The sequence below is a fragment of the Nonomuraea rosea genome (genome assembly GCF_039539705.1).
Lineage (GTDB): Bacteria > Actinomycetota > Actinomycetes > Streptosporangiales > Streptosporangiaceae > Nonomuraea > Nonomuraea rosea.
On sequence record NZ_BAABDQ010000046.1, the window covers coordinates 49,404 to 74,276 of the forward strand.

27 protein-coding genes are annotated in these 24,873 nt (G+C 68.5%); 15 read left to right on the top strand and 12 right to left on the bottom strand.

The features are described 5' to 3' along the window. Nucleotides 1–2: 2 nt before the first annotated feature. The 8 genes from ABEA43_RS56500 to ABEA43_RS56535 form a co-directional block, all read right to left on the bottom strand. Entirely contained in the window at nt 3–1,637 is a 1,635-nt protein-coding gene (locus ABEA43_RS56500) for a histidine kinase (protein WP_345575693.1), read from the bottom strand. A 456-nt stretch (nt 1,638–2,093) separates the two neighbouring features. After that, nucleotides 2,094–2,297 carry a hypothetical protein gene (locus tag ABEA43_RS56505; RefSeq protein WP_345575695.1) on the bottom strand — a complete coding sequence of 68 codons (204 nt, stop codon included), beginning with the start codon at nt 2,295–2,297 and terminating at the stop codon, nt 2,094–2,096. A gap of 18 nt (nt 2,298–2,315) precedes the next feature. Then, nucleotides 2,316–2,465 (bottom strand): hypothetical protein, encoded by a 150-nt coding sequence (locus tag ABEA43_RS56510; protein ID WP_345575697.1) that lies wholly within the window; start codon nt 2,463–2,465, stop codon nt 2,316–2,318. Between the two features lie 9 nt (nt 2,466–2,474). Next, on the bottom strand, nt 2,475–2,705 hold the full coding sequence (locus ABEA43_RS56515; RefSeq protein WP_345575699.1) for a hypothetical protein: 231 nt from the start codon (nt 2,703–2,705) through the stop codon (nt 2,475–2,477). 149 nt (nt 2,706–2,854) lie between these two features. Further along, nucleotides 2,855–3,394 carry an NPCBM/NEW2 domain-containing protein gene (locus tag ABEA43_RS56520; RefSeq protein ID WP_345575701.1) on the bottom strand — a complete coding sequence of 180 codons (540 nt, stop codon included), beginning with the start codon at nt 3,392–3,394 and terminating at the stop codon, nt 2,855–2,857. A gap of 337 nt (nt 3,395–3,731) precedes the next feature. Then, a complete protein-coding gene (locus ABEA43_RS56525) occupies nt 3,732–6,389 on the bottom strand; it encodes a glycoside hydrolase family 2 protein (protein ID WP_345575814.1) in 2,658 nt (885 codons plus the stop codon). A 2-nt stretch (nt 6,390–6,391) separates the two neighbouring features. After that, nucleotides 6,392–7,726 (bottom strand): discoidin domain-containing protein, encoded by a 1,335-nt coding sequence (locus ABEA43_RS56530; RefSeq protein WP_345575703.1) that lies wholly within the window; start codon nt 7,724–7,726, stop codon nt 6,392–6,394. A 514-nt stretch (nt 7,727–8,240) separates the two neighbouring features. Beyond that, entirely contained in the window at nt 8,241–8,366 is a 126-nt protein-coding gene (locus ABEA43_RS56535; RefSeq protein ID WP_345575705.1) for a hypothetical protein, read from the bottom strand. Between the two features lie 106 nt (nt 8,367–8,472). On the opposite strand from ABEA43_RS56535, the gene ABEA43_RS56540 reads away from it, so the two are divergent. The 13 genes from ABEA43_RS56540 to ABEA43_RS56600 all read left to right on the top strand — a co-directional run bounded on the left by ABEA43_RS56540 (nt 8,473) and on the right by ABEA43_RS56600 (nt 19,018). Further along, a complete protein-coding gene (locus ABEA43_RS56540) occupies nt 8,473–9,621 on the top strand; it encodes an integrase core domain-containing protein (RefSeq protein ID WP_345575707.1) in 1,149 nt (382 codons plus the stop codon). Between the two features lie 267 nt (nt 9,622–9,888). Then, the gene (locus ABEA43_RS56545; protein ID WP_345575710.1) at nt 9,889–10,179 is read left to right on the top strand and encodes a hypothetical protein; all 291 of its coding nucleotides are present in this window, start codon (nt 9,889–9,891) and stop codon (nt 10,177–10,179) included. Between the two features lie 96 nt (nt 10,180–10,275). Next, nucleotides 10,276–11,013: an integrase core domain-containing protein gene (locus ABEA43_RS56550; protein WP_345575711.1), complete on the top strand. Its 738-nt coding sequence runs from the start codon at nt 10,276–10,278 to the stop codon at nt 11,011–11,013. A 57-nt stretch (nt 11,014–11,070) separates the two neighbouring features. Then, nucleotides 11,071–11,349 (top strand): DUF6596 domain-containing protein, encoded by a 279-nt coding sequence (locus ABEA43_RS56555; protein WP_345575714.1) that lies wholly within the window; start codon nt 11,071–11,073, stop codon nt 11,347–11,349. After that, nucleotides 11,247–11,462, top strand: a complete 216-nt coding sequence (locus ABEA43_RS56560; protein WP_345575825.1) for a hypothetical protein — start codon at nt 11,247–11,249, stop codon at nt 11,460–11,462. Before ABEA43_RS56555 ends, ABEA43_RS56560 begins: the two co-directional genes overlap by 103 nt. Continuing rightward, nucleotides 11,459–11,632, top strand: a complete 174-nt coding sequence (locus ABEA43_RS56565; protein ID WP_345575716.1) for a hypothetical protein — start codon at nt 11,459–11,461, stop codon at nt 11,630–11,632. The genes ABEA43_RS56560 and ABEA43_RS56565 overlap by 4 nt, the downstream gene beginning before the upstream one ends. Before the next feature lie 137 nt (nt 11,633–11,769). Then, nucleotides 11,770–12,582, top strand: coding sequence for a hypothetical protein (locus ABEA43_RS56570; RefSeq protein ID WP_345575718.1), 813 nt, complete (start codon nt 11,770–11,772; stop codon nt 12,580–12,582). Next, the gene (locus ABEA43_RS56575; protein WP_345575720.1) at nt 12,582–14,309 is read left to right on the top strand and encodes a peptidoglycan-binding protein; all 1,728 of its coding nucleotides are present in this window, start codon (nt 12,582–12,584) and stop codon (nt 14,307–14,309) included. Before ABEA43_RS56570 ends, ABEA43_RS56575 begins: the two co-directional genes overlap by 1 nt. Beyond that, nucleotides 14,302–14,976, top strand: coding sequence for an ABC transporter ATP-binding protein (locus ABEA43_RS56580; protein WP_345575722.1), 675 nt, complete (start codon nt 14,302–14,304; stop codon nt 14,974–14,976). The genes ABEA43_RS56575 and ABEA43_RS56580 overlap by 8 nt, the downstream gene beginning before the upstream one ends. 2 nt (nt 14,977–14,978) lie before the next feature. Continuing rightward, nucleotides 14,979–16,154, top strand: coding sequence for an ABC transporter permease (locus tag ABEA43_RS56585; RefSeq protein ID WP_345575724.1), 1,176 nt, complete (start codon nt 14,979–14,981; stop codon nt 16,152–16,154). A gap of 15 nt (nt 16,155–16,169) precedes the next feature. Next, nucleotides 16,170–16,847, top strand: coding sequence for a two-component system response regulator CseB (gene cseB / locus ABEA43_RS56590; RefSeq protein WP_345575727.1), 678 nt, complete (start codon nt 16,170–16,172; stop codon nt 16,845–16,847). Beyond that, a complete protein-coding gene (locus ABEA43_RS56595; RefSeq protein WP_345575730.1) occupies nt 16,844–18,070 on the top strand; it encodes a sensor histidine kinase in 1,227 nt (408 codons plus the stop codon). Before cseB ends, ABEA43_RS56595 begins: the two co-directional genes overlap by 4 nt. 81 nt (nt 18,071–18,151) lie before the next feature. After that, nucleotides 18,152–19,018: a D-alanyl-D-alanine carboxypeptidase family protein gene (locus ABEA43_RS56600; RefSeq protein ID WP_345575732.1), complete on the top strand. Its 867-nt coding sequence runs from the start codon at nt 18,152–18,154 to the stop codon at nt 19,016–19,018. On the opposite strand, the gene ABEA43_RS56605 is transcribed toward ABEA43_RS56600, so the two are convergent. The 4 genes from ABEA43_RS56605 to ABEA43_RS56620 all read right to left on the bottom strand — a co-directional run bounded on the left by ABEA43_RS56605 (nt 19,011) and on the right by ABEA43_RS56620 (nt 22,330). Beyond that, nucleotides 19,011–19,151 carry a hypothetical protein gene (locus tag ABEA43_RS56605; RefSeq protein WP_345575734.1) on the bottom strand — a complete coding sequence of 47 codons (141 nt, stop codon included), beginning with the start codon at nt 19,149–19,151 and terminating at the stop codon, nt 19,011–19,013. The genes ABEA43_RS56600 and ABEA43_RS56605 overlap by 8 nt on opposite strands. Nucleotides 19,152–19,500: 349 nt before the next feature. Next, on the bottom strand, nt 19,501–21,168 hold the full coding sequence (locus ABEA43_RS56610; protein ID WP_345575735.1) for a hypothetical protein: 1,668 nt from the start codon (nt 21,166–21,168) through the stop codon (nt 19,501–19,503). 73 nt (nt 21,169–21,241) lie between these two features. Next, entirely contained in the window at nt 21,242–21,865 is a 624-nt protein-coding gene (locus ABEA43_RS56615) for a thiamine pyrophosphate-dependent enzyme (RefSeq protein WP_345575736.1), read from the bottom strand. A 231-nt stretch (nt 21,866–22,096) separates the two neighbouring features. Then, nucleotides 22,097–22,330, bottom strand: a complete 234-nt coding sequence (locus tag ABEA43_RS56620; protein ID WP_345575738.1) for a hypothetical protein — start codon at nt 22,328–22,330, stop codon at nt 22,097–22,099. Nucleotides 22,331–22,842: 512 nt separating this feature from the next. Between ABEA43_RS56620 and ABEA43_RS56625 the strand changes: the two genes are divergently transcribed. Beyond that, a complete protein-coding gene (locus tag ABEA43_RS56625; RefSeq protein ID WP_345575740.1) occupies nt 22,843–23,619 on the top strand; it encodes a neutral zinc metallopeptidase in 777 nt (258 codons plus the stop codon). A gap of 69 nt (nt 23,620–23,688) precedes the next feature. Continuing rightward, nucleotides 23,689–24,819: an NACHT domain-containing protein gene (locus ABEA43_RS56630; protein WP_345575742.1), complete on the top strand. Its 1,131-nt coding sequence runs from the start codon at nt 23,689–23,691 to the stop codon at nt 24,817–24,819. Nucleotides 24,820–24,873 lie beyond the last annotated feature (54 nt).

Consider the following 24,873-nt stretch of genomic DNA (forward strand, 5'->3'; position numbering starts at 1 on the left):
GGTCATTTCCCTTCGGTTGCGTCGTGCTGCTCGGTGGGGAGCGCTTCGCGGCGGCCCGCTTCGGCTCCGACCTGGAAGTCGCCCCATCGTTTCTGGGCCTCTTCCGGGGTGGTGAGCAACCTGCCGCCCGTACCGCCGGAACCGCTGCCCGTGGTGGCCGGCGGAGGGCTGGTGTCAGGCGGCTGCTGGCGGCGGCGCTGTGGCAGCGGCGCCAGTTCCTCCGCCGACCGCTGCAGGGGCGCCGTGACGGGCTGAGGCCGTGCGGAAGAGGTGGCCGGCTCGGGCTGTGCGGCTGAGGCGACCGGCTCGGGCCGGGGGGCAGGGGCGACCGGCTCGGGCCGGGGGGCCGCCGTCGGCTCCCGACGGGCGGTGGGAACGGACACGGGCTCCGGCCGGGCGGCCATGGCGGCGGGAATGGGATCCCGGCGGATGGCCGTGGCGGCGGTCGGGGCGGCCGCGCGCACCGGCTCGGGCGCGAGCACCGACGGCCGGCTGTCCTCCGGCATCTCCACCAGCAGCGCGGTGGGGATGTTCAGCACGGCCTGCACCCCGCCGAAGGCGCTCTTCTTGACCGTGACCTGCATGCCGTAGTGCGCGACCTGGCGGCCGATCGCCGCCCAGCCGGTGCGGGGCGGGTTGCCCAGGTCGACCAGGCGGACCGGATGGTTGCCGCTGAGCAGGCGGCTCGCGCGGGCGTACTGATCCTCGTTGAGGCCGACGCCGGCGTCGTCGATGACGATGGCGGCGCCGCTGTTGGTCTCGTGCACGGCGATGGTCACCTTGAGCGTGCCGTGGGAGTGGTGCACCGCGTTGGCCAGCAGCTCGGCGGTGATGAACAGGATCGACTCCGCGGCGCGGGCGGCGACCCCGATCCGGCGGCGCAGGTGGTTGGCCGGGCCCTCGACGCGCAGCTCGAAGTTCTCCACCCGCGAGACGGCGCCCACCACCAGGTCCACCAGGTAGGTGTCGTCACGCGACAGGCCGGGGGTGGCGCCGCAGGCGATGCCGGTGACCTGCATCCGGCGGATGATCAGCTCGTTGAACATGTCGAGTCCCAGCACCTCGCGCAGCAGCGCCGTGTGCTCGTCGCCGCTGTAACGCTGCTGCACGCCGGCGAGCAGGTCCTGGGCGCGCAGGGCCTGGCTCTGCACGCGGGACATGGCGCCTCTGATGACGGCCTGGGCGCTCTCGTCGATGCGTTCGGCCTCCTCGCGGATGCCACGGGTGAGGGTGTCGAGGACGGCGCGGTGCTGCCGGTCGATGTCCGTGCCGGCGAGCGCCTGGTTCTGCATGCCGGGCACGATCACATGCGGGGCCCGCAGGTGGGACAGCAGGGCGGGGATCCGCTTGTTGATCAGATGGTCGGTCTCGGCGCGTACGAGGTCGTGCTGGGCGCGGGCGTCGCGCACCTGGTCCGCGTTCTCCTGGACCTTGCGCTCCGCCTGAAGCAGGCGCTGGCTCCAGGCACTGGACTCTCGGGTCAGGTGGTCCTGTACCTGACGGTTCTGCGCGAGTTGCCCGCGGGCCTGGGCGAGCTGGCCGCGTACGCGCAGGTAGAGGATCAGGGCGCCCGCGAGGGCGAGCACGAAGACGGCGATGCCGATCACCGTCGGGACGCTGAAGGAGTCTGGCGGCATGAAAGTCCTGGGGTCGGGGGAGTCGTCGGGATCTGTCGACCGCCGCGAAAGGCACGTGCTAGCGGTGAGTGCCGGTCCCGTCCGGTGGCCGGTCGGTGCCGCGCCGATCTGGCGCGTGCCTTTCCGCGTCGTCGGCGTCGCTGGAAGCCTGGTGCGGCTCTGCCCGGTGCGGCTTCGCCTGGTGCGGCTCCGCCTGGCGTGGCTCTGCCCGGTATGGCTGTGCCTGATACGGCTCTGCCTGAGGCATCGCGAGGCCGAACGACGACATCGGAATCCTCGTCTCACTAGAACGACGGCCCAATCGGGTGACCAGTATTCCGCTTAAGTCGCGTTAGTCAACTGTGTGTAGTTCCGCCACTCCGCTCACAGCACCTCAGCGGACGGGTGCGGCGCTCCGCCCGCATGCGCCGCCCGCTCACGACCTGCGCCTCCTCGCCAGGCGGGCACGACCGGACGTCAACTGCCAACCTGACCGGATGTTGTGGCACCAGTTCGCGAATCCCCGCCGCGGAAGACGCCCTCGGGGCTGTGCGCCGCCGGCGCCGCCGCGATCGCGCCGTGCAGAGTGGCGTCGTCGGGCAGCCGGAGGTGACGCTCGTCCGGCTCGTAGTAGAAGGACAGATCGAGCCGGGCCGACCGGTGCCGGCGGACCCCGTTCACGACCGCAGCTTCGCCCTTCTACGACAGCGCGACCGAACGGACCCTGGACCACGGATGCTCGTTGAGGTGCCGATCGGTGACGGTCAGCACGCCCATGGCCCTGGCCCGGACGTCGATCCAGACGTATCCGGCGACGCCGGCGAGCACCACCAGCACCACGCCCACCATAAAGACGATCTAGTTCGGGGAGTCCGTCCCCCGGTCCGCCGGCAGCGTCGCGCCGATGGCGCCGACCACTAGCAGCATGAGCACAGTGACCACGATCATCAGGCAGCCGAACTTGCCCCTGCTCTGCCAGAGCGCGGCGGAACGCAGGTCGAAGGCGGTCCCGTCGGGCGGCTGCCGGACCACCCGCGCCGCGACCGTGGACAGGCTCCACCGCTGCATCTCACCGCGACTGAGCAGCACCCGGCGAGGATCCCGCGGCCGAGCAGTGCGGTGACGCGGTCGATGGCCGAGGCGTAGACCGACCTCAACGACCTACGATCCGTCCGCCGAAAACCCGTCGCCACAGGCACGATCAACGAATACCACCACGCCGCATAACCGATGTCACGTTATTTGCGCTTCAAGAGGGCATCTCCCCAAACGACGTAGCAAGCATCGTCACCGGACAGCAATGCGGTCTGGAGTTTAAGACGCAGCACCCCTTTTACGCCGATGTCGATCTCTTCCGACTCGCCAAAGGTAAGATCTTTTCGGTAGAGCTGATTTCCATCACCAAAGATCTCGAACCGCGCTTTGGCATTGGCCGGGGCGTCATCCCGCATACCTACCGTGACCTTGAGGTTCTGCCAATCGCGTGACAGATTGTACTCGACAGCATCCGCCCCCACGCTGCTGGCATTCAATATGACGCTGTTCAGATAAGGTCGGCCGTTCACATCGGCAGCTTCTACCATAGGGTTCCCTGCTACCGGGGTGAGTTCACGCAGATACTTTTCCTCGCTCTCATCCGCATGCCGCGCCGAGGCCGAAGATTCTTCAACTCCGGAGGCCGGTGGCTCCGGAGTCATACTTCCCGAGCCGCAGGCGACTATCCCAGAAAATATCGCAGTCACCGAGACCATCACCTCGAAAAATCGCCGTACGACCATGCTGCCCGCTCCTCTGCGAGTCCGCTCACCGCTTGCTGGTATGAGAACGAGTAGCGCGCCGCGCAAAACCGCAAAGCTGACCACCGTCATGTGTTTTCGCCGCCAAGGGCAGGCAGCTTTTACGCTAAGCAGCCGGGGCAGGCCCGAGCAAGGTCAACCGCTCGAACCTGACGTAGATATGGCACCCCTGTGATACTCCGCGGGCAGGCGGCTCACAACCGTGGGCGTCAACGAGCCCGAACGCCCTGGCTCTTGGCGCAGAGCATGCACCCCGGCGGCCCGCTCCAACGATGACGCGGCAAGCGGGGTACGCACGTGGGCTCGGTTCGCGGACGTATCAGCGCACTGGTATCGAGGCGGTAGGCACGTTGTAGCCCCGGATTCGCAGGTGCGGCACCTGGCCGTGCAGATCGACCGTCTCATAAGCAGCCGTGATCGTTGCGGATTCGCCTGGCCAGAGTGAGAGATAATTGTCGCTGTAGATGACCGGCACAACCTCCCTGCCAGCGTTGGCAGCCGTGATTTCCGGTCGTACGAAGAAGGCAAGGTTGGTCGCGCTGGTGTTCGTAAGAAGAATGGTGACGGTTTCTCGCCCGCCGGAGACAGCCCGGGATGCCCGTGCGTCGAGCTGGGTGTTCGGGGCCAAGCGGTTGAGGCCTGTGAGATTCGCGTAGCGGTCGACTGCGGTATTGCTGGGCGTGCTGCTGTCGCCGAGCATGTCAGGGCTGGTGGAGTACCAGTACAGGTTGTTGCTGAGCGTTGCGCCGTTCGCGTCTTTGAGTTGAAGTCGCACCAAGTATGTTTTTGGCAGTCCGGCAAGGGCCGGTAGCCGTATCACCTTCGTCGAGGTGCTGGCCACGGAGGTGACGCGAGCCGAGGTCGTGTACTTCTGGGTCAAGCTGGGGACGGTGTATACGGTCGCCGTCGCAGTCAGATTCTTGCGTGCCATCAAAGTCGAGTTGACTACATGTATGTTCCTGGTCAGGTAGTCGTAGCTGATATGAATCGGCTCAGTCGCCTTCTTCGTGCCGAAGTAGCCGCCGCCTGGTTTGAAGTAGTAGTCGTAGAGGTTCCAGTGAACCGACGGCCAGGCGTTGTTCAGCATCCAGAAGATGGTCCCGAAGGTTTGGGTGTGCTGGCGTGCGCTCCATGCCTCGAAGAACGATCTGGCGGTCTCGTAGTTCTGCAGCTCCGCTTTCCTGGCATAGTCGGCAGCGCCGGTGGCCACGCCATATCTCTTGTTGACACCGTCGGTGAATGGCTTGATGTCGTCGAAGGCGCTGCCCGGCTTGCCCGCGTGGTAATTCCAGACCGGGCCGATCGGCCACACGTCACCAGGAGCGATGAATCGTTCCAGGCTTTCGAGTGGTGGTGGGGCTTCTGTGCCTTCCTCCGCCGTGGTGCCGAATGCGCTGCCCGCCTTGCCGGTGTCCCACCACAGGGCCGGCGGCGCCCACACGTATGGTCCGTCCATCTTCATACCAGCACTGGCTTTCGCCCACGTAGCGACGTTGACCAGGGTGGGGTTCTGCCAATGAAGCATGGTGGCGATGCGCTTGTAGCCGGTGAGACGTGCTGGGCTTGGCGGCCGGTCACTCCCATACGTCCACAGAAAGCTGGCGGCATGATGACGCATGGCCCGCATCTGGCTTTCCATGGAGGCGTAGGCCACTCGCTGCTGCTCGGCGGACCATCCACCGTCGTTCTCCCAGGCGCTGCAGCAAGCGAAGCCAGACATGATCATGATCCCGGCCTTGTCGGCCAGGTCATAGAGTTCCTCGTTGCCGAGAGTGCCTTCCAAGCGGATCGTGTTGAGGCCCATGTCCTTGACGTATCGGATGTGGGCTGTGTTGGTCTTGGTGTCCCAGCGTTGGAGCAGGTCCCATACGTAACCCCCACCGCGGAACAGGACAGGCCTTCCATTGATCTTGTAGGAGGCGAACGAGGTTCCGTTGACCATAGCGCGGTGGCTGGTGAACTGGCGGACGCCGAAGTCGATCGCTGTGCGGTCCGACGTCGATCCAGAAGCCGTGGCCGCCAGCGAGAGCTTGTAGAGATCGGGCTTTCCGAATTGGTGGGGCCACCACAGGGAGGGCTTGGCAAGGTGAAGCTGTGGGTGAGTCGCCGGGTTGAAGGAGACCTCCCGTCGTTCACCGGCGTTCAGGGTCACCTCCTTGCTGAAATAGATCGGGGAGTGGCCTGATTTGGTGACAGAGCCGCTGACGGTGGTGGTGACCGGGAATCTCGCCGCGTTGACCGCGTCGACGTAGACGGTCAGATCAGCGGTCGTGGTCGCGGGCAGGGGAAGCACCGTTTTGACGTACGGGTCTCTCAGCGCGACGGGGCCTGTCGTGCCGATGACGGATTTGCCCCAGAGCCCGGCGTTCATATCGGGCGCCTCGGGGTTCCAGTCGACGGTGCAGAAGGAGAGGTCCTTGCAGTCATGGGCGGGGGGTGTGACGTGGATGGCCAGCGCATTGGCTTCTCCGGGATGGATCAGGCTGGTGACCTCGTACTCGCGGGCCACCATGGAGCCGACGGCGTTGGCGTCGAGCAGCGTCCCGTTCAGCCAGATCCGCGCGCGATAGCTGATCCCTTGGAAACGAAGCCAGTACACCTGTCCTGGCGAGGTGGCGACGGCGGAGAACTCACCCCTGAACCACCACCTCTGGCGCGTCAGGTCAGGAACTTTCTTGAGGTTGGTGCCGAAGAAGATGTCCTGGTGGACATTGTTGGCGACCAGGCCAGCCAGCACAGTGGAGGGCAGCGAGATCGGATGCCAACCGGCAGTGTTGTAGCCGACCTGGGACATGACGGCTCCGCTGTCCGAGATGCCATCGGCCGACCTGAGCGACCACCCTGCGGTCAAGTCAGTGGAGGTTACCGAGACTCTCCCGGCTTCGAGGCCAGGCATGCCGATGCCGAGCGCCAGGAGCAACACCAAAGCCAGAATCGACCGCGCGAACATGCGGGAACGGTGTCCGATGGCATGCATGATCACGTGCCGAACACCTGCATCTCGTAGAGCGAGTATCCATACTCCGTGCCGCGCTCGGTCCCGTACATCCGGACGTAGCGGCCGCTCGCGGGGCTCGTGGTGAGGTCATCCTCGCCGCCGTCTCCCGTGGTGGTCTCGAAGACGGTCGTCCAATTCGCCGCATCGTCCGACACCTGGATCTGGTAGCTCTGCGCGAAGGCGGTCTCCCAGAAGAGCTTCACACGGGAGATCTCCCTGACCGACCCGAGGTCGATCTGGAGCCATTGAGGATCGGCGCCCTCGAAAGATCCCCAGCGGATGCTAGAGGTGTCGCCGTCGAACGCCTTTTCAGGCCCTAGCGAAGATTCCTCGATCGACGAAGCGCTGGCTGCCTGGCCCTGCGAGAGCAGGGTCTCAGAAGAGGTCGGCATCGGAGCCTGAGTCTCCGCCGTGTCGTTCGTGGATTCGTTATTCCGGCCATTCCAAAGGTTCGCGGTCAGCGCGATCAGGAACAGCAGCGCAACGCCCAGCAGGAGGATGTTCCTGAGGGACGGACGTTTCTGTGGTCCGCCTGGTTGGGGTTGAGCGGAGGATTGCGTGTCAGGGCGGGTGCCAGTGCCGTCTGGCGGCGCGGTCGCGGTGTTCGCCTGAATGGCGGGAGCAACCGCAGAATATGTAGGTGGTGGTCCCCGCGGTGGAGCCGGTGCGGGCTTCGGAGCGGTACTTCTGCCGACCGCGGAAGAGGACTGGACCAGGTCTGCAATCGCGATGCCTCCGGCGACGGCCATGGCGCAGAGGACGAGCCAGAAGCCGGCTCCCGCGAGGTCTATGGCGCTGTACCCCAGGATCGAGGTCGCTGTTTGGTCCAGGTTGTATTGGACCCAGCCGAGGGCGATGACGTAGATGGCCACGACCAGGGCCGCGGAAGCGAGAACAACGCTGGATGCCACGGTGCGGGAACTGGGTACCACGTTGGACCTGAGTAGCCACGCACCCAGAACAGCAGTTGTGGCGGCCGCCATCGGAACCAGCCAGAGCAGGGCCAACGCACCCACCTCGGAGCCACCCTCCTCGGAGGCCATGCCTGCCAAGTCCGGGCCGGTGACCGACCCCAGGAGAGGCAGGGATCCCATGGGCATGGCGAAGAAGGCGAACAGCGCGAGAACTCCTCCGGCGAGAAATGTGGTGGCAGCCAGGCGGACTCCCGTACTCCTCGGCCCTGGAATGTGGACAGGGCCTTCGGCTCGGGAAAGAAGGCGTTCTTTCGCGAGCGCGAACTCCTCGTCCGTGAGAGAACCACGGGAATGCAGCTGGGCTAGTTGTCTGAGCCGGCGCACCATTTCTAGGTCATCCATGTGGAACTCCCCGACTTCATTAGGGCTCGGATGCCAAAACTGCCGAACGGATCACTGCCGCTCGCCGTACTCTTGCGTATCGCACGAGGCAGGTGCATGGCCAGGTGCAGGTGAATTGCTCTACCAGGGGCGCGAGCGGAAATACAGGTTTCCGGGTTTCCTTCGAACGGCTCGCATATAAGCCGTCAAAGCGACCTGCGTAGTGAACTATCAGCCGCCGGTACTCTGTCATCTCTGGCACTGCCTTTCGATGTCGCCACCCAGAAATCTGGCACCTCATATCTTCCTATGCGGCACGGCCGGATCGCTGCAACCCCACGACCGCAAAACCGCCTTCCTCGTTCCTTTGCTCGAGGTGGACCTGCAACGGAACCCTTTCGTACGGTAAGCGCATTCCCGCAGGCCGGGATGGGGGTACGGCGGCCGCCGGGTGGCCCGGAGGAGTCTCACCTCCGGGCTCCCACAGAACGGAGCGTGACGATCTCTCGTCACTCCGCTCGTCTCATCCAGTCCGTCAGAACTCGGTCATGTAGGCCCAGTGCGCGAACAGGGTCGGCTGCCGGTGCAGGAGCCCTGTCCACCACCGGTGGGCCTTCTTGAACGACCGCAGCCGTTTGAACTTCCGTCGTGCCCAGCGCACCAGGTAGGTGTTGATGCGCTTGAGGAAGGCATTCAGCGCGGTCCGGTAGAACTTTGCGCCTGCCGATAATTACACCGCCCAGGTCATGACTCTGCGAGGGCTTCGCTTGGCGTACGCGAGCTCCGGTCACCCGGGAGATGAAAGCGCGTACGGCACTATGATCCGCTGTGCTCCTTCGCCTGGCCTACCTCACCGTCACGAACACCTTCGCCGCACTGCGGTTGCTCCCCATGGTGACGTGGAGATTCTCGTCCTGCGTCACCAGATCACCGTCCTTGAACGCCAACTCGGCGCTGATACCAGAGTGCGATTCGCGCCCGAGGACCGGGCCTTCCTTGCCGCGCTCCTGACGTCGCTGCCCCGCGAGGTCCTGCGCCGGCTGCGGCTCCTCATCCGGCCGGACACCGTCCTGCGCTGGCACCGCGATCTGATGCGACGACGTCACGCCCGAGCCTGCCAGCCGAAGCGGCCTGGCCGCCCGCTCACGATCCGCTCCATCCGCGCTCTCGTCCTGCGCCTGGTTCGGGAGAACCCCAACTGGGGCTATCGACGGGTCCATGGTGAGCTCGCCACACTCGGCATCAAGGTCGCGCCGTCCACGGCCTGGGAGACCCTCAAGCAGGCAGGTCTTGATCCGGCGCCCGAGCGGGCGTCCACCGCGTGGGGCGACTTCCTGCGCTCGCAAGCCGACGCCCTGCTGGCCTGTGATTTCATCGAGACCGTCACTCTCAGCGGGCAACGCCAGTACGTCCTGGCGGTCATCGAGCACGCCGCCAGGCGCATCCAGGTCCTCGGCACCACCGCGCGCCCGACCGCAAACTGGGTCGTCCAAGCGATCAGGAACCTGGTGATGGACCTGGACGATGCAGGCTGCCGGGCGGGCTTTCTGCTCCGAGACCGGGATGGGAAGTTCCCGGCCCTCATGGACGAGGTCCTTGCCGAGGCCGACATCACGACGGTGCTCACCGGCGTTCGGATGCCGCGGATGAACTCCATCATGGAGCGGTGGGTGCAATCGTGCCGCCACGAGCTTCTCGACCGCTGCCTCGTCTGGAACGAACGCCATCTTCAGCACGCCTTACGCGCGTACGAACGCTTCTACAACCAGCACCGAGCCCACCAAGCCCTGAATCAAGCGGCTCCGCTGCGTCCCGTCCCAGACCCGATCACCGATCCAGAGCGAATCATCGACCTGAATGTACGCCGACGAGACCGGCTCGGCGGCGTCCTCCACGAATACTCACATGCCGCTTGAACTGCATGGATGGAGTTTTCGGCAGGCGCAGGGTTCAAAGCCCCAGATCAAGCACCACGCGATGAGTTATGAAGCGGTACAGGTTGTCGGCGATCAGGCGCAGCACCCGGGCGTGGCACCACGCTGCCGCTGCGGGCAGCCGTATGGGCGCGGCCAAGGACGGCTCGCGCCGGACGTCCTGTGGGGACCGCTCCCTCTGATCTTCGCGTGCGGCCGATTCCAGGCTGTCCCGCTCGAAAACACGGTTTCGTGCTGTGAGCTGGGGTTTTGCTGCGCCATCAGAGCGGCGGCTGCGACCATCGCAAGGTGGTGTTGTCGCTCGTCTACCGGTTGGTGAGAGGCTTGTTCGCCCTGCTGGCGGTACTGGTCCGCACTGATCTGTCCAAGGACGTTGAATTGCTGGTGCTCCGTCATGAGAATCGGGTGCTTCGACGCCAGCTCGGTGGCCGACCGCGGTGGGACCACACCGACCGGCTCTTGGCGGCATTGTCGCGGCTGATCCACCGCCGCCGGTGGACGGAAGTCTTCCCGGTCACCCCAGCGACAATCTTGCGCTGACATCGTCACCTGGTGGCGCCTAAGTGGACCTTCACCGACAGGCGGCACCCAGGACGGCCTCGCACCCGCCAGCCGGTCAAGACGCTAATCGTGCGGATGGCGCAAGAGAACCCGACCTGGGGCCACAGGAGAATCCAAGGCGAGTTAGCCCGCCTGGGCTACAACATCGCGGCCTCCCCGGTGTGGGAGATCCTGCACGCATCCGGTATCGATCCGGCGCCCCGCCGGGCCGGGCCGACCTGGCGGCAGTTCCTGACCGCACAAGCCCACGCGATCATTGCGTGCGACTTCCTGGTCGTCGAGACCGTGCTGCTCAGACGGCTGTATGTGCTGGTCTTCATCGAGCACGGCACCCGGCGACTGCACCTGGCCGGAGTGACCGCGCATCCGACCGGAGCATGGACGGTGCAGCAAGCCCGCAACCTGGTCATGGACCTGGATGATCGTATCGCCGGGCTGCGGTTCTTGATCCACGACCGCGACCCGCTCTTCACCTCCGCCTTCCGGAAGGTCTTCACCGCCGAAGGGCTACGGGACATCACCACCATGTCACGGACGCCGAGGATGAACGCCATCTGCGAGCGGGTCATCGGCACCCTGCGCCGCGAACTCCAGGACCGCATCCTGATCCTCAATGAACACCACCTGGCCCTCGTCCTCCAGGAGTATCTGATCCACTACAACGGGCACCGGCCGCACCAATCCCGGCACCAACGACCCCCGGACGCTATGATGCAGCCCTTCCACGACGCGACCGACCCCAACGACCTGCGATCCATCCGCCGAAGACCCGTCGCCACAGGCACGATCAACGAATACCACCACGTCGCTTAACCGCAACTCAGACCACGTAACTCAATATTCGAGCGGCACACCATCCGGCTGACCAGGATGGTGCACGCGCAGCTGCCCGAGGACGGCGAGGTGACCGAGCTGCTGGCGCTGATGCTGCTGACCCACTCCCGCCGTGAGGCCCGGACGACGGCGGCCGGCGACCTGGTGCCGCTGGACGAGCAGGACCGCGCCACGAGGGCACCCAGCTGGTCAAGACGTCGCTGGGCCGCCCGGTGCTGGGGCCGTACCAGTTGCAGGCCGCCATCGCCGCCACGCACGCCGACGCGGCCACGGCGGAGGAGACCGACTGGCCGCAGGTGCACGCCCTCTACCTGATCCTCGAACGGATCGCGCCCAACCCGATGGTCACCTTGAACCGGGCGATCGCCCTCGCCGAGACAGGGGGCCCGCCCGGCGGGGCTGGCCCTGCTGTCCACGTTGGACGGTGACGAGCGGATGGCCGGGCATCACCGGCTGCTGTCCGTACGGGCGCATCTGCTGGACGAAGGCCGGCGACACGGCAGGCGCGTACGAGCACTACCGGCGCGCCGCGAAGGCCACCGCCGGCATCGCCGAGCAACGCTACCTGGAGTCCCGGGCCGGCCGGCTGCGGGCGTAGCGCCGCGGCGTTGATACCCAGCGGATACACGGTTGAGTGCCCCGCGATACCCGGCGAATACAGGACGGCGGGAAAGGGGCTCCAGAGTGGCCACGACGTGCTGAAGGCGGCGCGGTCCCACCGAGAAGGAGTCCTTGATGCGTGTGCTGATGTGCGGTCTGCTCGCTCTGGCGGCGCTGACCGGCTGCGGGGAGGCCGCGACCCCAGCGACCCCGGCGACCCCGGCGACCCCGGCGACCGGCGCCGCCGGTGCCACCGTGGACAGGGCCCGCGAGCGCGAGACCGTCGTCGCCACCTGCATGAAGCAGCGGGGTTTCGTCTACACCCCCTCGGTCAGCAGCCCCAAGAGGTCCAGCGCGAACCCCGCTGACTACGCCGCCATGAAAGCGGACCGCGCTAAGAACGGCTTCGGTGTCTTCTCCGCCATCGTCTATCCGAAGCCGCCGGAGACGCAGGCGCCGGACCCGAACCAGGCGGCGATCGACGCTCTCTCCGGTGGCAGGCGGGATGCTTACCTCAAGGCACTGAACGAGTGCCGGGTCACCGCCCTGCGGCAGGTGGACGGACTGAAGGTCACCTCGGTCGCCGACTATCAGGACCAGATGAGCACCGAGATCGAGAACATCGACAAGCTGCTCGACGGCGATCCCAAGCTGCTGGAGCTGGCGGCGCCGTTCGCCGAGTGCCTGAAGTCCGAGGGCGAGCGGGTGACCTCCGCGAAGCCGCTCGCGCTGAGCATCCGGGGCATGGAGGTGTGGGGCGAGCAGGCCGACCGGCTCGGCAAGCCGGGCACCGTCACGGCGGAAGCGGTCAGGCCGTACCTCGCCAAGGAGATCACGTCAGCGCTGGCCGACCTGGAGTGCGGCAAGGACTTCTACGCCGCCTTCCTCCCCTTGCAGAAGCGGCTCACCAACGAGGCCAGGGTGAAGTACGGGTTCCAAGAGCGGTGATGCGTACTCCACGTGGCAAGCTGCTGCTCGTGCTGGCCGTGATCCTGGCGGTCGCGGGGACCGGCTGGGGGGTGGGCACCCTGCTGCGCTCCCCCGCGGACGAGGCGGCGGCCCGCAAACCGCCCGAACCATCGCTGGTCACCGCCGCGGTCGAGCGACGCAAACTGGTCGCCACCGTCGTGGTCAGCGGCACGCTGGAGTACGGCTCACCGCACCCGGTGTCGCTGGCCGGGGTGGTGGGCGGCGAAGGGGTGGCGGGCGGCGGCGAAACCGCTCAGCGCGCCACCCGCGCTCCCCGCCGCGGCACCCTCGCGGAGGGCTCGGTGCTGATGGAGGTGAACGGGCGCCCGGTGTTCGTCTTCTCCGGCACGGTCCCGATGCACCGCGGCATCGTCCCCGGCGCCGAGGGGGCCGACGTCAAGCAGTTGCAGAAGGCGCTGCGCAGGCTCGGCCACCCCGCGCCCGTGACCGGCGTGTTCGACCGGGCCACCATCGCGGCGGTGTCGCGCTTCTACGCCAGGCGGGGCTATGAGGCGCAGCGGCCCACCTTGGAGCTGCGGCGGCAGCGCGACGACCTGCGCCGGGCCGTACGGACCGCGCAGGAAGTGCTCGCGACCGAGCGCAAGGCCCTTGACCAGGGAAAGGATGTGCTCCCGTTGAAGGTCAGGCTCGCCGGCGCCCGGCAGGATCTGAAGGAGGCCGAACAGGCGCTGAGGAGCGCACGGGCGCAGGAGTTCACCACCGAGGACGAGGCCAAGGCCGAGGCCGCACAGAGCGCCGTACGGGCGGCCGAGGAGAAGCTGCTGGCGGCCCGGCAGGAGCTCGCCCAGGCCACCGCGACGCCCGCTCCGGTGCCCAGCGCCACCCCCAGCCCTGCCACCGGCGCCACGGCCGGGCCCCCTGCCGACACCCGCCTGCTCGAACTCCGGGTCGCCAACGCCGAAGGGGATCTGGCCGCCGCCAGGTCGGCGGTGCAGCGCGTACGGGAGGAGGCCGGGATCGCGCGGGCGAAGCGGCTGGCCGAGCTGGGGAAGAACGTCCGGGTGGCGCGCGAGGCCGTCGTCACCGCCGAGCAGGCGCTCAGGCAGGCCCGGCAGCTCTCCCCCGTCGAGCTGAAGGTGGCCAACGCCCGGAGCGACCTGGCCGCGGCGCGGGCGCTGCTGGCCGAGCTGTCCCGTACGTACGGCACGACCGTCCCGCCGGGAGAGGTCGTCTTCCTGCCCAGGCTGCCCGCCCGCCTGCACAAGCCGGCCGTCAAGGCGGGCGACCTGGTGGACGCGGCGATCGCCACGGTGACCAGCTCCAGCTTCGTGGTCGCCGGCTCGGTGGACGTGGCCGAGGCCGGGCGGCTGAAGACGGGTCTGGAGGCGAGCATCGAAACCGAGGCCGGGAAGACCGTTCGCGGCACGGTGACCTCCCTCGGCGGGCGCGTCTCGCAGGGCGCCGTGCCGGTGACGATCACCCCTGTCTCGATGAAGGGCCTCAAGCGGCTCTCCGGCGCGCCCGTCACGGTTCGCGTGACCATCGGCGCCACCGATCAGGAGGTGCTCGTGGTCCCCGCGGCGGCGGTCGTCACCGCGGCGGACGGCAAGGCCCGGGTGCAGGTGGAGGTGGCTCCCGACCGGGCCGAGGAGGTCGAGGTGCGCACCGGACTGTCCGCCGACGGTGCCGTGGAGGTGACCGGGGACCTCGAACCGGGCGACCAGGTGGTGATCAACAGTGCCTGAGCCGGTCATCGTGCTCGACGACCTGACCAAGGAGTTTCCCGCGGATCCTCCCGTCAGGGCGCTCTCCGCTATCAACCTAAGAGTCGAAAAATCGGATTATGTTGCCGTCATTGGCCCTTCGGGGTCCGGGAAGTCCACCCTGCTCAACACGCTCGGCCTGCTCGACAGGCCGACCAGCGGCGGCTACCGGCTCGACGGCATCGAGACCACCGCACTGAACGACGGCGCGCGGACCACCATCCGCGGCAGCCGGATCGGCTTCGTCTTCCAGTCCTTCCACCTGCTGCCGCACCGCAGCGTCCTGGAGAACGTCATGCTCGCCGAGGTCTACGGCGCGGCACCACGCGCGGGGCGGCGTGAGCGCGCGATGCGGGCCCTGGAGCGGGTCCGGCTGCCGCATCGGGTGGACTTCCCGCCCGGCCGGCTGTCCGGCGGTGAGCGGCAGCGCGCCGCCATCGCCCGCGCCCTCCTGGGCGAGCCGTCGCTCCTGCTGTGCGACGAGCCCACCGGCAACCTCGACAGCCAGAACACCGGCGCCGTGCTCGACCTGTTCGACGAGCTGCGCGCTCAGGGGATGACCATCGTGGTCATCACTCACGAGAGCGAGGTGAGCGACCGGGCCGGACGCCGGGTGCGCATCACCGACGGCGTCCTCACGGAGGAGTAGATGTGCATCCGCGCGACCTGCTGAACGAGGCGGTGGCGGGCCTGCTGGCCCGCCCGGTGCGCTCGGCGCTGACCACGCTGGGCACCGTGCTGGGCATCACCACGCTCGTGGTCACCCTGGGCGTCGCCGCGACGGCGGGCAACCAGATCGTCGGCCGCTTCGACGAGCTCATCGCCACGTCCGTCACGGTCGAAGTCCCGGAGCACCCGTTCCCCCTGGTCGATTGGGCCGACGTCAGCCGGGTGACCCGGCTGCGCGGGGTGGTCTCCGCCGCCGCGCTCGCCGAGTCGAAACAGAGCGCCAACCTCAGCGTCCGCTCCAACGACATCGTGGACCCGGCCCGGATCACCGACCAGACCCTGACCGTGCTCTCCAGCGGCCCCGGCCTGCCCGCCGTGGTCAAGGGCAGGATGATCGAGGGCCGCTACTTCGACGCCGGGCACATCGCCCGCGGGGACAAGGTCGTCGTGCTGGGCCAGCACGCGGCCAAGCTGCTGGGCATCACCCGGCTGACCCGGGCCCCGGCCGTCTTCATCGGCACCCAGGCCTACACCGTGATCGGCGTGCTCGGCGAGCTGAAACGCGAGAAGAGCCTCGCGAGCGCGGTCCTGTTGCCGCCGGCCGTCGGTGAGCGCTACGGCCTGGGCACCGTGACCCGGGTCCTGGTCGACACCGGCCTCGGCGCCGCGGAGCTGATCGCCGAGCAGGCGCCGGCCGCGCTCAGCCCCGGCAACGAGGCCCTCCTCCAGGTCATCGCGCCGCCCAGCCCCACCAGAGCACGCGACGCGGTGGAAGGCGACGTCAACGCCCTCTTCCTGATCCTCGGGCTGGTCTCCCTGGTCGTCGGCGCGGTCGGCATCGCCAACGTCACGCTGGTGACCGTGATGGAGCGCGTCGCCGAGATCGGCCTGCGCCGCGCCCTCGGCGCAGCCCGCCGCCACATCGCCGCACAGTTCCTGCTGGAGTCCAGCCTCACCGGGCTGGCCGGCGGCGTCATCGGAGCTTCAGGAGGGATCGTGGTGATCGTCATGATCTGCGCCGTCAAGCAATGGACTCCGGTCATGGACGTACGGCTGGCCGTCATGGCGCCTGCCGCTGGTGCCGTCGTCGGGCTGCTCGCGGGCCTGTACCCGGCGCTGAGGGCCGCTCGCATGGAGCCGGTCAATGCACTTCGCTAGGTATGGTTCGATTTCATGACATCCCTGCTGCTCGTCGAGGACGACGCCGTCATCCGCGCGTCGGTCAGCCTGGCCCTGGAACGCTACGGCTATCGGATGACCGCCGCTGCCGACGGGCTGAGCGGCCTGGAGGCGGCCCAGGCGGGCGGCCACGACCTGCTGCTGCTGGATGTGATGCTGCCCGGCCTCGACGGGATCAGCCTGTGCCGCAGGATCCGGGAGACCAGTCAGGTGCCCATCCTCCTGATGTCGGCCCGCGGGGACGGCCTGGACATCGTCGCCGGACTGGAGGGCGGCGCCGACGACTACGTGGTCAAACCGGTCGACCTGCCGGTACTGGTGGCCAGGATCCGCTCGCTGCTGCGCCGGGCCACCATCGCCCAGCCGGCGACCGGGCAGGCCACCACGAAGCTCACCTTCGGCGACCTGAGCATCGACACCGGCGCGCTGGAGGTATGGCGGGCCGGGCGACGCGTCGAGCTCAGCCCGACCGAGCTGCGGCTGCTGCTGGAGTTCGCCACCCATCCCGGCATCGTGCTGGAACGGGCGACGCTGCTGCGCACCGTGTGGGACTACGGATGGGACGGCGACAGCCGCGTGGTCGACCTGTGCGTACAGCGCCTGCGCAAGAAGATCGGCACCGAGCGCATCGAGACGGTGCGCGGGTTCGGCTACAAATTGAGCGCCACATGAATCCTGCCTCGCTGCGATGGAAGATCGCCGCCCTCGTCACACTCGCCTCCTCCGTCGTCGCCGTCGTGGTCGGGCTCCTGGTGCACCAGGCGACCTGGCAGCGTGCCCTGGACACGGGCGAGACCCGCGCCGACATGGCCCTCGACCAGTCGCTGGCCCCCGCCGACCGGTCCGGCGTGCCCGACGACGTGGTGCCCGTCGAGGAGCTCCCCGACGCCCTGGCCGCCCAGCTGCGGCCCGGCCGGCGGGTGATCTGGTACGGGGTCGATCACCGGGACGAGCCGTGGGTGTGGGCCGCCCAGCCGTACGGCGGCGACGGCCGCCAGGCGGTGAGCGTGCAGATCTCGATGGGCTCGGAGCTGCGCAGCCTGTACGCGCTGGACCGCGACATGGTCAAAGCCGGGCTGCTGGCCCTGGCCGGGGTGGTGCCGCTGTCGGTGCTGGCGGCCGAGCTCCCGAACCGGCGGCTGCGGCGCATGGCCAGGACCGCCCGCCAGATCGCCGACGGCAACCTGGCCGCGCGCACCGATGCGCGCGGCCGGGACGAGATCGCCGAGATCGGCGCCGGGCTCGACTCCATGGCCGCCAGCCTGCAGCGGCGGCTGCTGGCCGAGCAGCGCTTCACGGCCGACGTCGCGCACGATCTGCGTACCCCGCTGATGGGCCTGGTCACCGTGGTCGAGCTGCTGGAGGAGGGCGAGGCGGCCGATCTGGTACGCGGCCGGGTGCGGGTGCTGCGCTCGCTGGTGGAGGACCTGCTGGAGGTCTCCAGGCTGGACGCGGGCGCCGAGGTCGCCGAGCGGGTACGGGTGCCGCTGGCCGAGGTGGCCGAGGAGTCAGCGGCCCGGGTGGGGGTCGAGGCGCGGGTGCTGGCTTCGGGGGATCCGGTGGCCGAGACGGACCCGCGACGCCTGGACCGGATCCTCGCCAACCTCGTGCTCAACGCCCACCGCCACGGTGCTCCCCCCGTGGAGATCACGGTCCGGGACCACGTGATCGAAGTCCGCGACCGGGGACCGGGCTTCCCTCCTGAGCTCCTCGCCGACGGCCCGGAACGCTTCCGCACGGGTGCCGCAGAACGCGGCCGCGGTCACGGACTCGGGCTGACGATCGCGCTCGGGCAGGCCCAGGTCATAGGCGCCGGCCTGACCTTGGCCAACGCCACCGACGGCGCTCCCGGCGCCGTCGCCGTCCTCCGCCTCCCCCACCGGCCGTCGGGCTGATGCACAGGTGATACGCGGCCGAGCGCGGGTGGAGACCCGGCCACGGCCGGACGGACACGCGGGTGGCCCACCGTGGTCGGCATGCGACGTTCTTTCATACTCCTGCTGCTGGCGAGCACCTTGTACGGCTGCGGGACCGTGCCGTCCGTCTCCGGGGCGACCGTGCCCGGAGTGTCCCTGCCGTGGCCGGCCGAGGGCCAGTCGGCGGTCGAGGTGGAGGGCGTGGGCAGCCTGGGCGTCAGTGGCGGCCCTGACCCGGTGCCCATCGCCAGCGTGACGAAGGTCATGACCGCTTACGTGATCCTGCGCCGCCACCCGCTCCGGCCCGGCGACGACGGCCCCCTGGTCACGGTGGACCGCACGGCCGCCGACGAGTCCTACGCGCGGCTGGAGTCCACCGCCCCGGTCACGGAGGGCCGGCGGATACGGCTGCGCCGTCTGCTGGAGCTGATGATGGTGCCTTCGGGCAACAACGTGGCCCGGCTGCTGGCCCGCTGGGACTCCGGTTCGCAGGAGCGCTTCGTCGAGCTGATGAACGCCGCCGCCGGCCGCCTGGGCATGGCCGGCACCACGTACACGGGCGCCAGCGGCAACGAGGACAGCACGGTCAGCACCGCGGCCGACCAGCTCAAGCTGGCCAAGGAGGCAATGCGCGACCCGGTACTGCGCGAGGTGGTGGCGCAGGACGCCACGGCCGTCCCTGGCGACGCGAGAAGGCTGCCCAACACCAACACGCTGCTGAACAAGCACGGCGTCATCGGCATCAAGACCGGCTCCGGTACCGCCGCGGGCGGCAACCTGATGTGGGCCTCCCGCGTACGGGGCCGCCTGGCGCTCGGCGTGATCCTCGGGCAGGCGGCCCACACCAACCCGGCCGCCGCCAAGGCCGCGGCGCTGGAGGCGGGCGGCAGGATGAGTGCGGCGGTCGAGCAATGGCTGCTCAAGTAGGCCGGACAGGCAGGGGCCGAATCTTCTGGGTGGCGGCCAGCCAGAGGTCGGGGCCGAAGGCCTCGTAGTGGATGTCGCGGGCGGCCACTCCCGCCTTCAGCAACTGGCCGCGCACGTGGCGCATGAACGGCACCGGGGTGACCGGGGATCGGCGGGGTTGCTCGGGTCAGGGCTTCGTCGCGTAGACGAAGCGTTCGATCTCCATCGCGGGCAGGTCGCGACCGGTCGGCTGGAGGTATCCGGCTTGGTAGGCAGGAGGCCAAACGCCGAGCCGCGCTCGGCCGCCGGGCCGATGCCCGGGCCGTGCCTCGCGCAAGCCGCCAGGCGGCCCAGCCCCGCCGTCCGGCCGGGGGCCCCGGCCAAAATCTCGAGGCCCTGCTGGGCGGAGTTGGCCCGCCGGCTTGACCGCCTGGAGCCCCTGCGCGCCGCCGCGGCCGGCATCGCCGGGGCCTACGAGAGGTAGGCCTTGGCTCCCTGGGACGCTATCCCGCCGGATCGACGACGGTGACCACGTGATTGGTGCTCGTTCCCTTGACGGTCGAGCTCCCGACCAGCGTGACGGTGTAGGTGTGCTTCCCGGCCGTGGCCGGCGTGTCGGTGAAGGCGAACGTCCCGTCGGTGGCGGCGGCCAGTTTCTGATCCTTGGTGGTGACGGTGCCGTCCGGCGCGACGGCCCTGCGGCTGACGGTGACCGTCGTGCGCGGGTAGACGACGCCCTCGGCGGCAAAGGTGCCGCTGAACTCCAGCAGCTCGCCGACGGCGCCCGTCGCGGGCCCGGTCACGGTGAGCGCCGGTTCGTACCTGGCCACCGTGACGGTCGCCGTCGCGTAGGCCCCGTAGTACCAGGAGTTGCCCGGCCAGGACAGGCGATACCTGAACGCCCCGAGGCCCGGTGGGGTGTCGGTGAACTCGTAGGTCCCGTCCGCCGCTGTGGTGACCTCCCGGAAGGGCCGGTCGGTGCCGTCGGGGAGCCAGCTGTACAGTTCCAGCGTCTGCACGCCGGGGGTCGCCCCAGTGCTGAGCGTGACCCGTCCGCTGATGGTCAGCGGCTTGAGCGCGTTCGCCTCGGCGGGCGCCATCAGGGTCAGGGCCGAGGAGTGGTAGGGCGCGGACGGCAGCCGCCAGAGGTGCATGCGCCCGGTGCCGGGCTCCTTCAGCACCGCGAAGGTGTAGATGCCGTAGAAGCCGATGCTGCCCGGCACCAGCGCCTTTCCCTGGTGGCCGGCCGTGTAGATCACCTCTCTCGTGGTCGCGTCGTAGACCACGAGCTCCGCCGCGTCACCCGCGGCGGAGTTCCAGCCGCCCACGACGTAGTAGCCGTTCTCGCTGGCCGCGACGGTGGCGGCCAGGTCGTGCCCGGCCGGCCCCTTCTCATCGTAGGCGTGGGCCCGGTCGAAGGTCGTGGTGTCCCAGGCGTCGAAGCGGTGGGCGCCGGACGGCACCGGCAGCACCGCCGACCCTTGGTAGGCGAGGGCCAGGTCCTCCAGGGGCGGCAGCCCGTCCGCGTCGCCGAGGATCTCGCCGAGCGGGTTGCCCGGGTCGCGGTTGACGTCGTACAGCCTGACGGTGGCGGGGCTGACTCCCGGCTCCGACACGGCGAGGAAGGCGCCGGCGACCGCGACCAGCGGAGGCTGGGTCGTGGCCGGCCCGACCTTGACGAGGATGGGGGTGGCTCGCACCTCGAGCGCGACGACCCCTCCCTCACCCGCCCCGCCGCAGCCGTATCCGATCCACAACCGGTTGTGGGCCTGCGCCAGCGTGGACGGGCACGGATACGCGGACAGATCGATGCGCCGGGTGACGGCGACCGTGGCGGTGTCGATCTCGATCACCTCATGCGTGCCGCTCAGCGTCGCGTACACCTTCCTGGCGCCGTCCGGCGCGGACAGGGCGGTGACTCCGGACAGGCCGCCGATCGTGGTGACGGCCTCGCCGTCGAGGTGCGTGACCACGATCCGGTCGTCGGCGGCGACGAAGACCTTGCCGTGGCCGGCCACCAGGTCCCCGCCCTTGCCCGCGACCCCGAGGTCGGCGACGAGATCGGCGGCCGCGGCGGCGGGGGCTGGGGCGGCGAGCAGGCTCGCCGTCAGGAGCAAGGACCCGGCCGAGGCGACTAATCGGCCGATGCGTTCAGAGGCTGATGGACGCACATGTACTCCGTTCCGAAAGACGATCTTCATTCTTCGAACGTATATTCGCATGTTGCGGCATCGCCGTGAAGGGCTAGTCGCCGAGTTTCTGGATGCGGTCCTTGAACAGGGTGGTGGCGATGGATGCCTTGTGCGGCTGGCCCTTGAGGAAAGCCTGCGCGAAGCTCTTGGCCTGGTCGTAGGAGACCTTGCCGGCCATGGGCGGCTCGTTCGGGTTGACGTCCACGTCCACCAGCGCCGGGCCGTCGTGGGTCAGCGCCCGCGCGATCGCCCCGGCTACGTCGCCGGACTCATTGACCTTGGCCCCGAAGCCGCCGCACGACCTGGCCCAGGCGGAGAAGTCGGCCTCGGGGGCGGCGTAGCGCACGCTGTGTTCCGGATGGCCGAGCACCATCTGCTCCCACAGGATCTGGCCGAGCGAGTTGTTGTTGATGATGATCACCTTGACAGGCAGGTCCTGCTGCACGGGGGTGAGGAACTCGGCCATCAGCATCGAGAAGCCGCCGTCGCCGACGTAGGCGATGACCTGGCGGCCGGGGAAGCCGTGCTGCATGGCGATCGCGTACGGCAGGCCGTTGGCCATGGAGGCCAGCGTGCCGGACAAGGAGAGCTCGCGCCCGCCCCTGATCGTCCAGTGCCGGGCGGCCCAGGTGCGGGTGGCGGTCCACTGGCAGGAACGGGCCGCGGGCTTGATCACCGGTCGTAGGATCTGAGGGTTCGCGCTGATTGGTGACAGCTTATGGAGGTTCGGGGGACGTCGATCGATCGGGCAGCCTACCCGAGGTTCGCGCGGGCCGTGTCTGCTCGGGAGCTTGTTCACCCCGTCGCTGGCCGAAGTGGAGTGGGCGTGTAGGAACCGCGTTCTGTTGTCACATGGCGAGTCCGTGAGCTGGGCGTCCTTCTGAATCCGCGTTCCGTGGGTTTCGTGTCATTTCCTTGAAGGTGAGCGGTTCTTCAGAGCGGCCGGCTTCCTTTCGAACTCTGTGAGCGCCTCTCGCAACCGATCACGCTCAGCCTCGACTGCCCGTAGCTGGGCCATGCCGGCCTTGAGCCGGTCGCGCTCCGCGCGCAAGGTCCTGAGCTCGGCTTTGGCCAGCTCCAGGTCGACCGCCAGCGATTCGGCCGAGACCGGCGAGTCCGCGGATGGCGGCCCAAGGGTCACCCAGGGGACGCCGACCTGCGGAAAGGAACATCTGAACGCGCACCCTACAGTTCAACTCTGCCGGCTGAGAATGACCGCCGTGCCGATGGTTATCTAGGGTGTCGGACCCTTCCAGCAGGTCAGAAGATGATGATCTCTTCTTTCAGGTAGGGCAAGTTGACCGAACTCAGCCCGGTGCCGGCGTACGGATTCCGGTGCAGAGTCGGATACACCAGATGTGCAGAGGTCGGGAGCGCGAAGCATTCGGGACGCTGCGATGGCGGCCTGCCCGGCGACCCAGGTCCGCTACTCACGATGAGCAATCGGTGGACGTGGGCTAGCGCCCGGATCGCGGCAGATCCGCATGGGTCAGATGTGGAAAGCCTGCACGAGAACGATCCTGAGCCGATGGTCCGCCGGTGAGCGCTTAGCCGTTTCGTCCGGCGGGCGGCGTGCGTCGCGGATCAATGGCTCCAGCTCCAGGCCGGTACCGATATGGCGCTCCAACCCCGCAAGCCCTATTCTCACCCATCGTGAAGCCCCTCAAGATCGCGGCACTCGCCTGCGCCCTCCTCACCCCCTTGACCGTCACGGCGGCCGCGCACGCCTCGGCGTATCCCGTGAAGAACCCCGTGCTCGTCAAGAACGCGTTATACCAGGCCGGGCCGCTGCCCACCACGACCTGTAACGACCTGCCGGACGAGCCCATGACGCCCGCCGAGGCCCGTACCTACATCAACGAGGCCCTGCGCTGCCTGGAGAACACGTGGGGACAGCACCTGAAGAAGGCCGGCCTGCCCTATGAGCCGGTCAAGGTGCGGTACGTGACCCGCCTGCCCAAGAACTACTGCGCGTCCGAGGACGGCGAGACGATCCAGCCGTCCTCGGTGTGGTACTGCGACTGGGACCGCACCCTGTCCTTCAAGATCGGCAAGTACTGGCTCCTCGGGCTTCCCACCCTCGATCTCTTCAACACGATCGCCGTCACGTACGGTTACCACGTGCAGAAGCAGGCCGGTCTCTACGACGCCGGCGAGGACCTCAGAGCCGGCAGCAAGGCCGAGCACCTCGAGCAGGGGCGGCGCAAGTACCAGCAGGTCGAATGCCTGGGCGCGGCCTTCACCAAGAGCGTCTGGCCGCTGCCGGGCAAGACCGCGCGGGACTGGGAGAGGGTCGCATCGTCCTTCTACCGCGACTCCGCCGAGTACGGCAAGGCCGCCAACCGCAAGCGATGGGTCAAGGCCGGTTTCCGCACCGCCGACCCGGCCTCCTGCAACACCTGGGCGGCAGCCTCGTCCAAGGTCTCCTGACGCAATCGACCCAGGCCTGGCCGGCCAGAACGTCCTGGTCGCCGCAGGGACGGCGGCGATCATGTCGGTGTGAGCCGACGTCCCATCCCCTGGTGGAATCCAGCCGCGCTGCTGGCCATCGTCGCGCTGGTCGCGACGGTGGTGTTGGTGGGGCGCGCTCTGGACCGGACCGACAAGGTCAATGTGGCTGATCTGGCTGCGGTCGCGATCGCCGCAGCGGTCGCCGCGGCCGCCGTCGTGACCTGGGCCAGGCGCCGCAACACCGCCGCCGGCCATCCCGCCGACGTGACACAAGCCGTCGATGTGCTGGCCGATCTGGTGCGCCGCCAATGGCAGGACGAGGCCCGCAACCGGCTGCTCGACGACCCCGAACCCATCCCGGTCCGCTGGCACCTCACCGCCAACCAGGCGGTGATGAGCACCCCTCGGCTGATCAGCGCCGCCACCGCATTCACCTTCACCGGCCGCAGCGACGACATCGCCACCCTCGCGCGCGACTTTCGCACCCTGACCCGGCGGCGGCTGATCATCACCGGCGGCGCGGGCATGGGCAAGACCACCTTGGCGATCCAGCTGCTGCTGCAGTTGCTGTCCACCCGCGCGACCGACCAGACCAGCGCCTCCGAAGGCGAGATCGTGCCGGTGCCGGTGCTGCTGCCGGTCTCCGGCTGGGACACCGACGCCCATCCCCGCCTGCAGGACTGGCTCGCCGTCCGCCTGGCCACCGACTACCCGGCGCTGGCCGCCCCGCAGCTCGGTGCCGGCGCCGCCGCCGCGCTCGCCGAACGCGGCCACATCCTGCCCGTTCTGGACGGCCTGGACGAAATCCCCGCACCCGCGCGCCCAGGTGATCGCCGCGCTCAACGCCTCGCTGACCGCCCGCGACCAGCTCTGCGCCTGCCGATAACCACATCCGCCCAGGTCATAACTCTGCGATGGCTTCGCGTGGCGACGCGAGCTCCAGCCACCAGGAAGGGCAAACGAGTACGGCATGATGATCGGCTGCGCTCCTTCACCTGGCCTACCTCACCGTCACGAACACGTTCGCCGCGCTGCGGTTGCTGCCCATGGGCGATCGCGACAAGGACATCGAGATCTTCGCCCTGCGCCACCAGATCAGTGTCCTCGAACGCCAACTTGGCGCCGACACCAGAGTCAGATTCGCTCCCGAGGACCGGGCCTTTCTCGCCGCGCTCCTGATTTCACTGCCGCGCGAGGTCCTGCGCCGGCTGCGGCTCCGCGTCCGCCCGGACA

Bases quoted from the DNA above. Each gene is read 5' to 3' on its own strand.
- ABEA43_RS56500 (WP_345575693.1), bottom strand. From the start codon at position 1,637: ATGCCGCCAGACTCCTTCAGCGTCCCGACGGTGATCGGCATCGCCGTC.
- ABEA43_RS56510 (WP_345575697.1), bottom strand. From the start codon at position 2,465: ATGGTGGGCGTGGTGCTGGTGGTGCTCGCCGGCGTCGCCGGATACGTC.
- ABEA43_RS56520 (WP_345575701.1), bottom strand. From the start codon at position 3,394: ATGGTCGTACGGCGATTTTTCGAGGTGATGGTCTCGGTGACTGCGATA.
- ABEA43_RS56525 (WP_345575814.1), bottom strand. From the start codon at position 6,389: ATGCATGCCATCGGACACCGTTCCCGCATGTTCGCGCGGTCGATTCTG.
- ABEA43_RS56530 (WP_345575703.1), bottom strand. From the start codon at position 7,726: ATGGATGACCTAGAAATGGTGCGCCGGCTCAGACAACTAGCCCAGCTG.
- ABEA43_RS56550 (WP_345575711.1), top strand. From the start codon at position 10,276: ATGGCGCAAGAGAACCCGACCTGGGGCCACAGGAGAATCCAAGGCGAG.
- ABEA43_RS56555 (WP_345575714.1), top strand. From the start codon at position 11,071: ATGGTGCACGCGCAGCTGCCCGAGGACGGCGAGGTGACCGAGCTGCTG.
- ABEA43_RS56570 (WP_345575718.1), top strand. From the start codon at position 11,770: ATGCGTGTGCTGATGTGCGGTCTGCTCGCTCTGGCGGCGCTGACCGGC.
- ABEA43_RS56575 (WP_345575720.1), top strand. From the start codon at position 12,582: ATGCGTACTCCACGTGGCAAGCTGCTGCTCGTGCTGGCCGTGATCCTG.
- cseB (WP_345575727.1), top strand. From the start codon at position 16,170: ATGACATCCCTGCTGCTCGTCGAGGACGACGCCGTCATCCGCGCGTCG.
- ABEA43_RS56595 (WP_345575730.1), top strand. From the start codon at position 16,844: ATGAATCCTGCCTCGCTGCGATGGAAGATCGCCGCCCTCGTCACACTC.
- ABEA43_RS56600 (WP_345575732.1), top strand. From the start codon at position 18,152: ATGCGACGTTCTTTCATACTCCTGCTGCTGGCGAGCACCTTGTACGGC.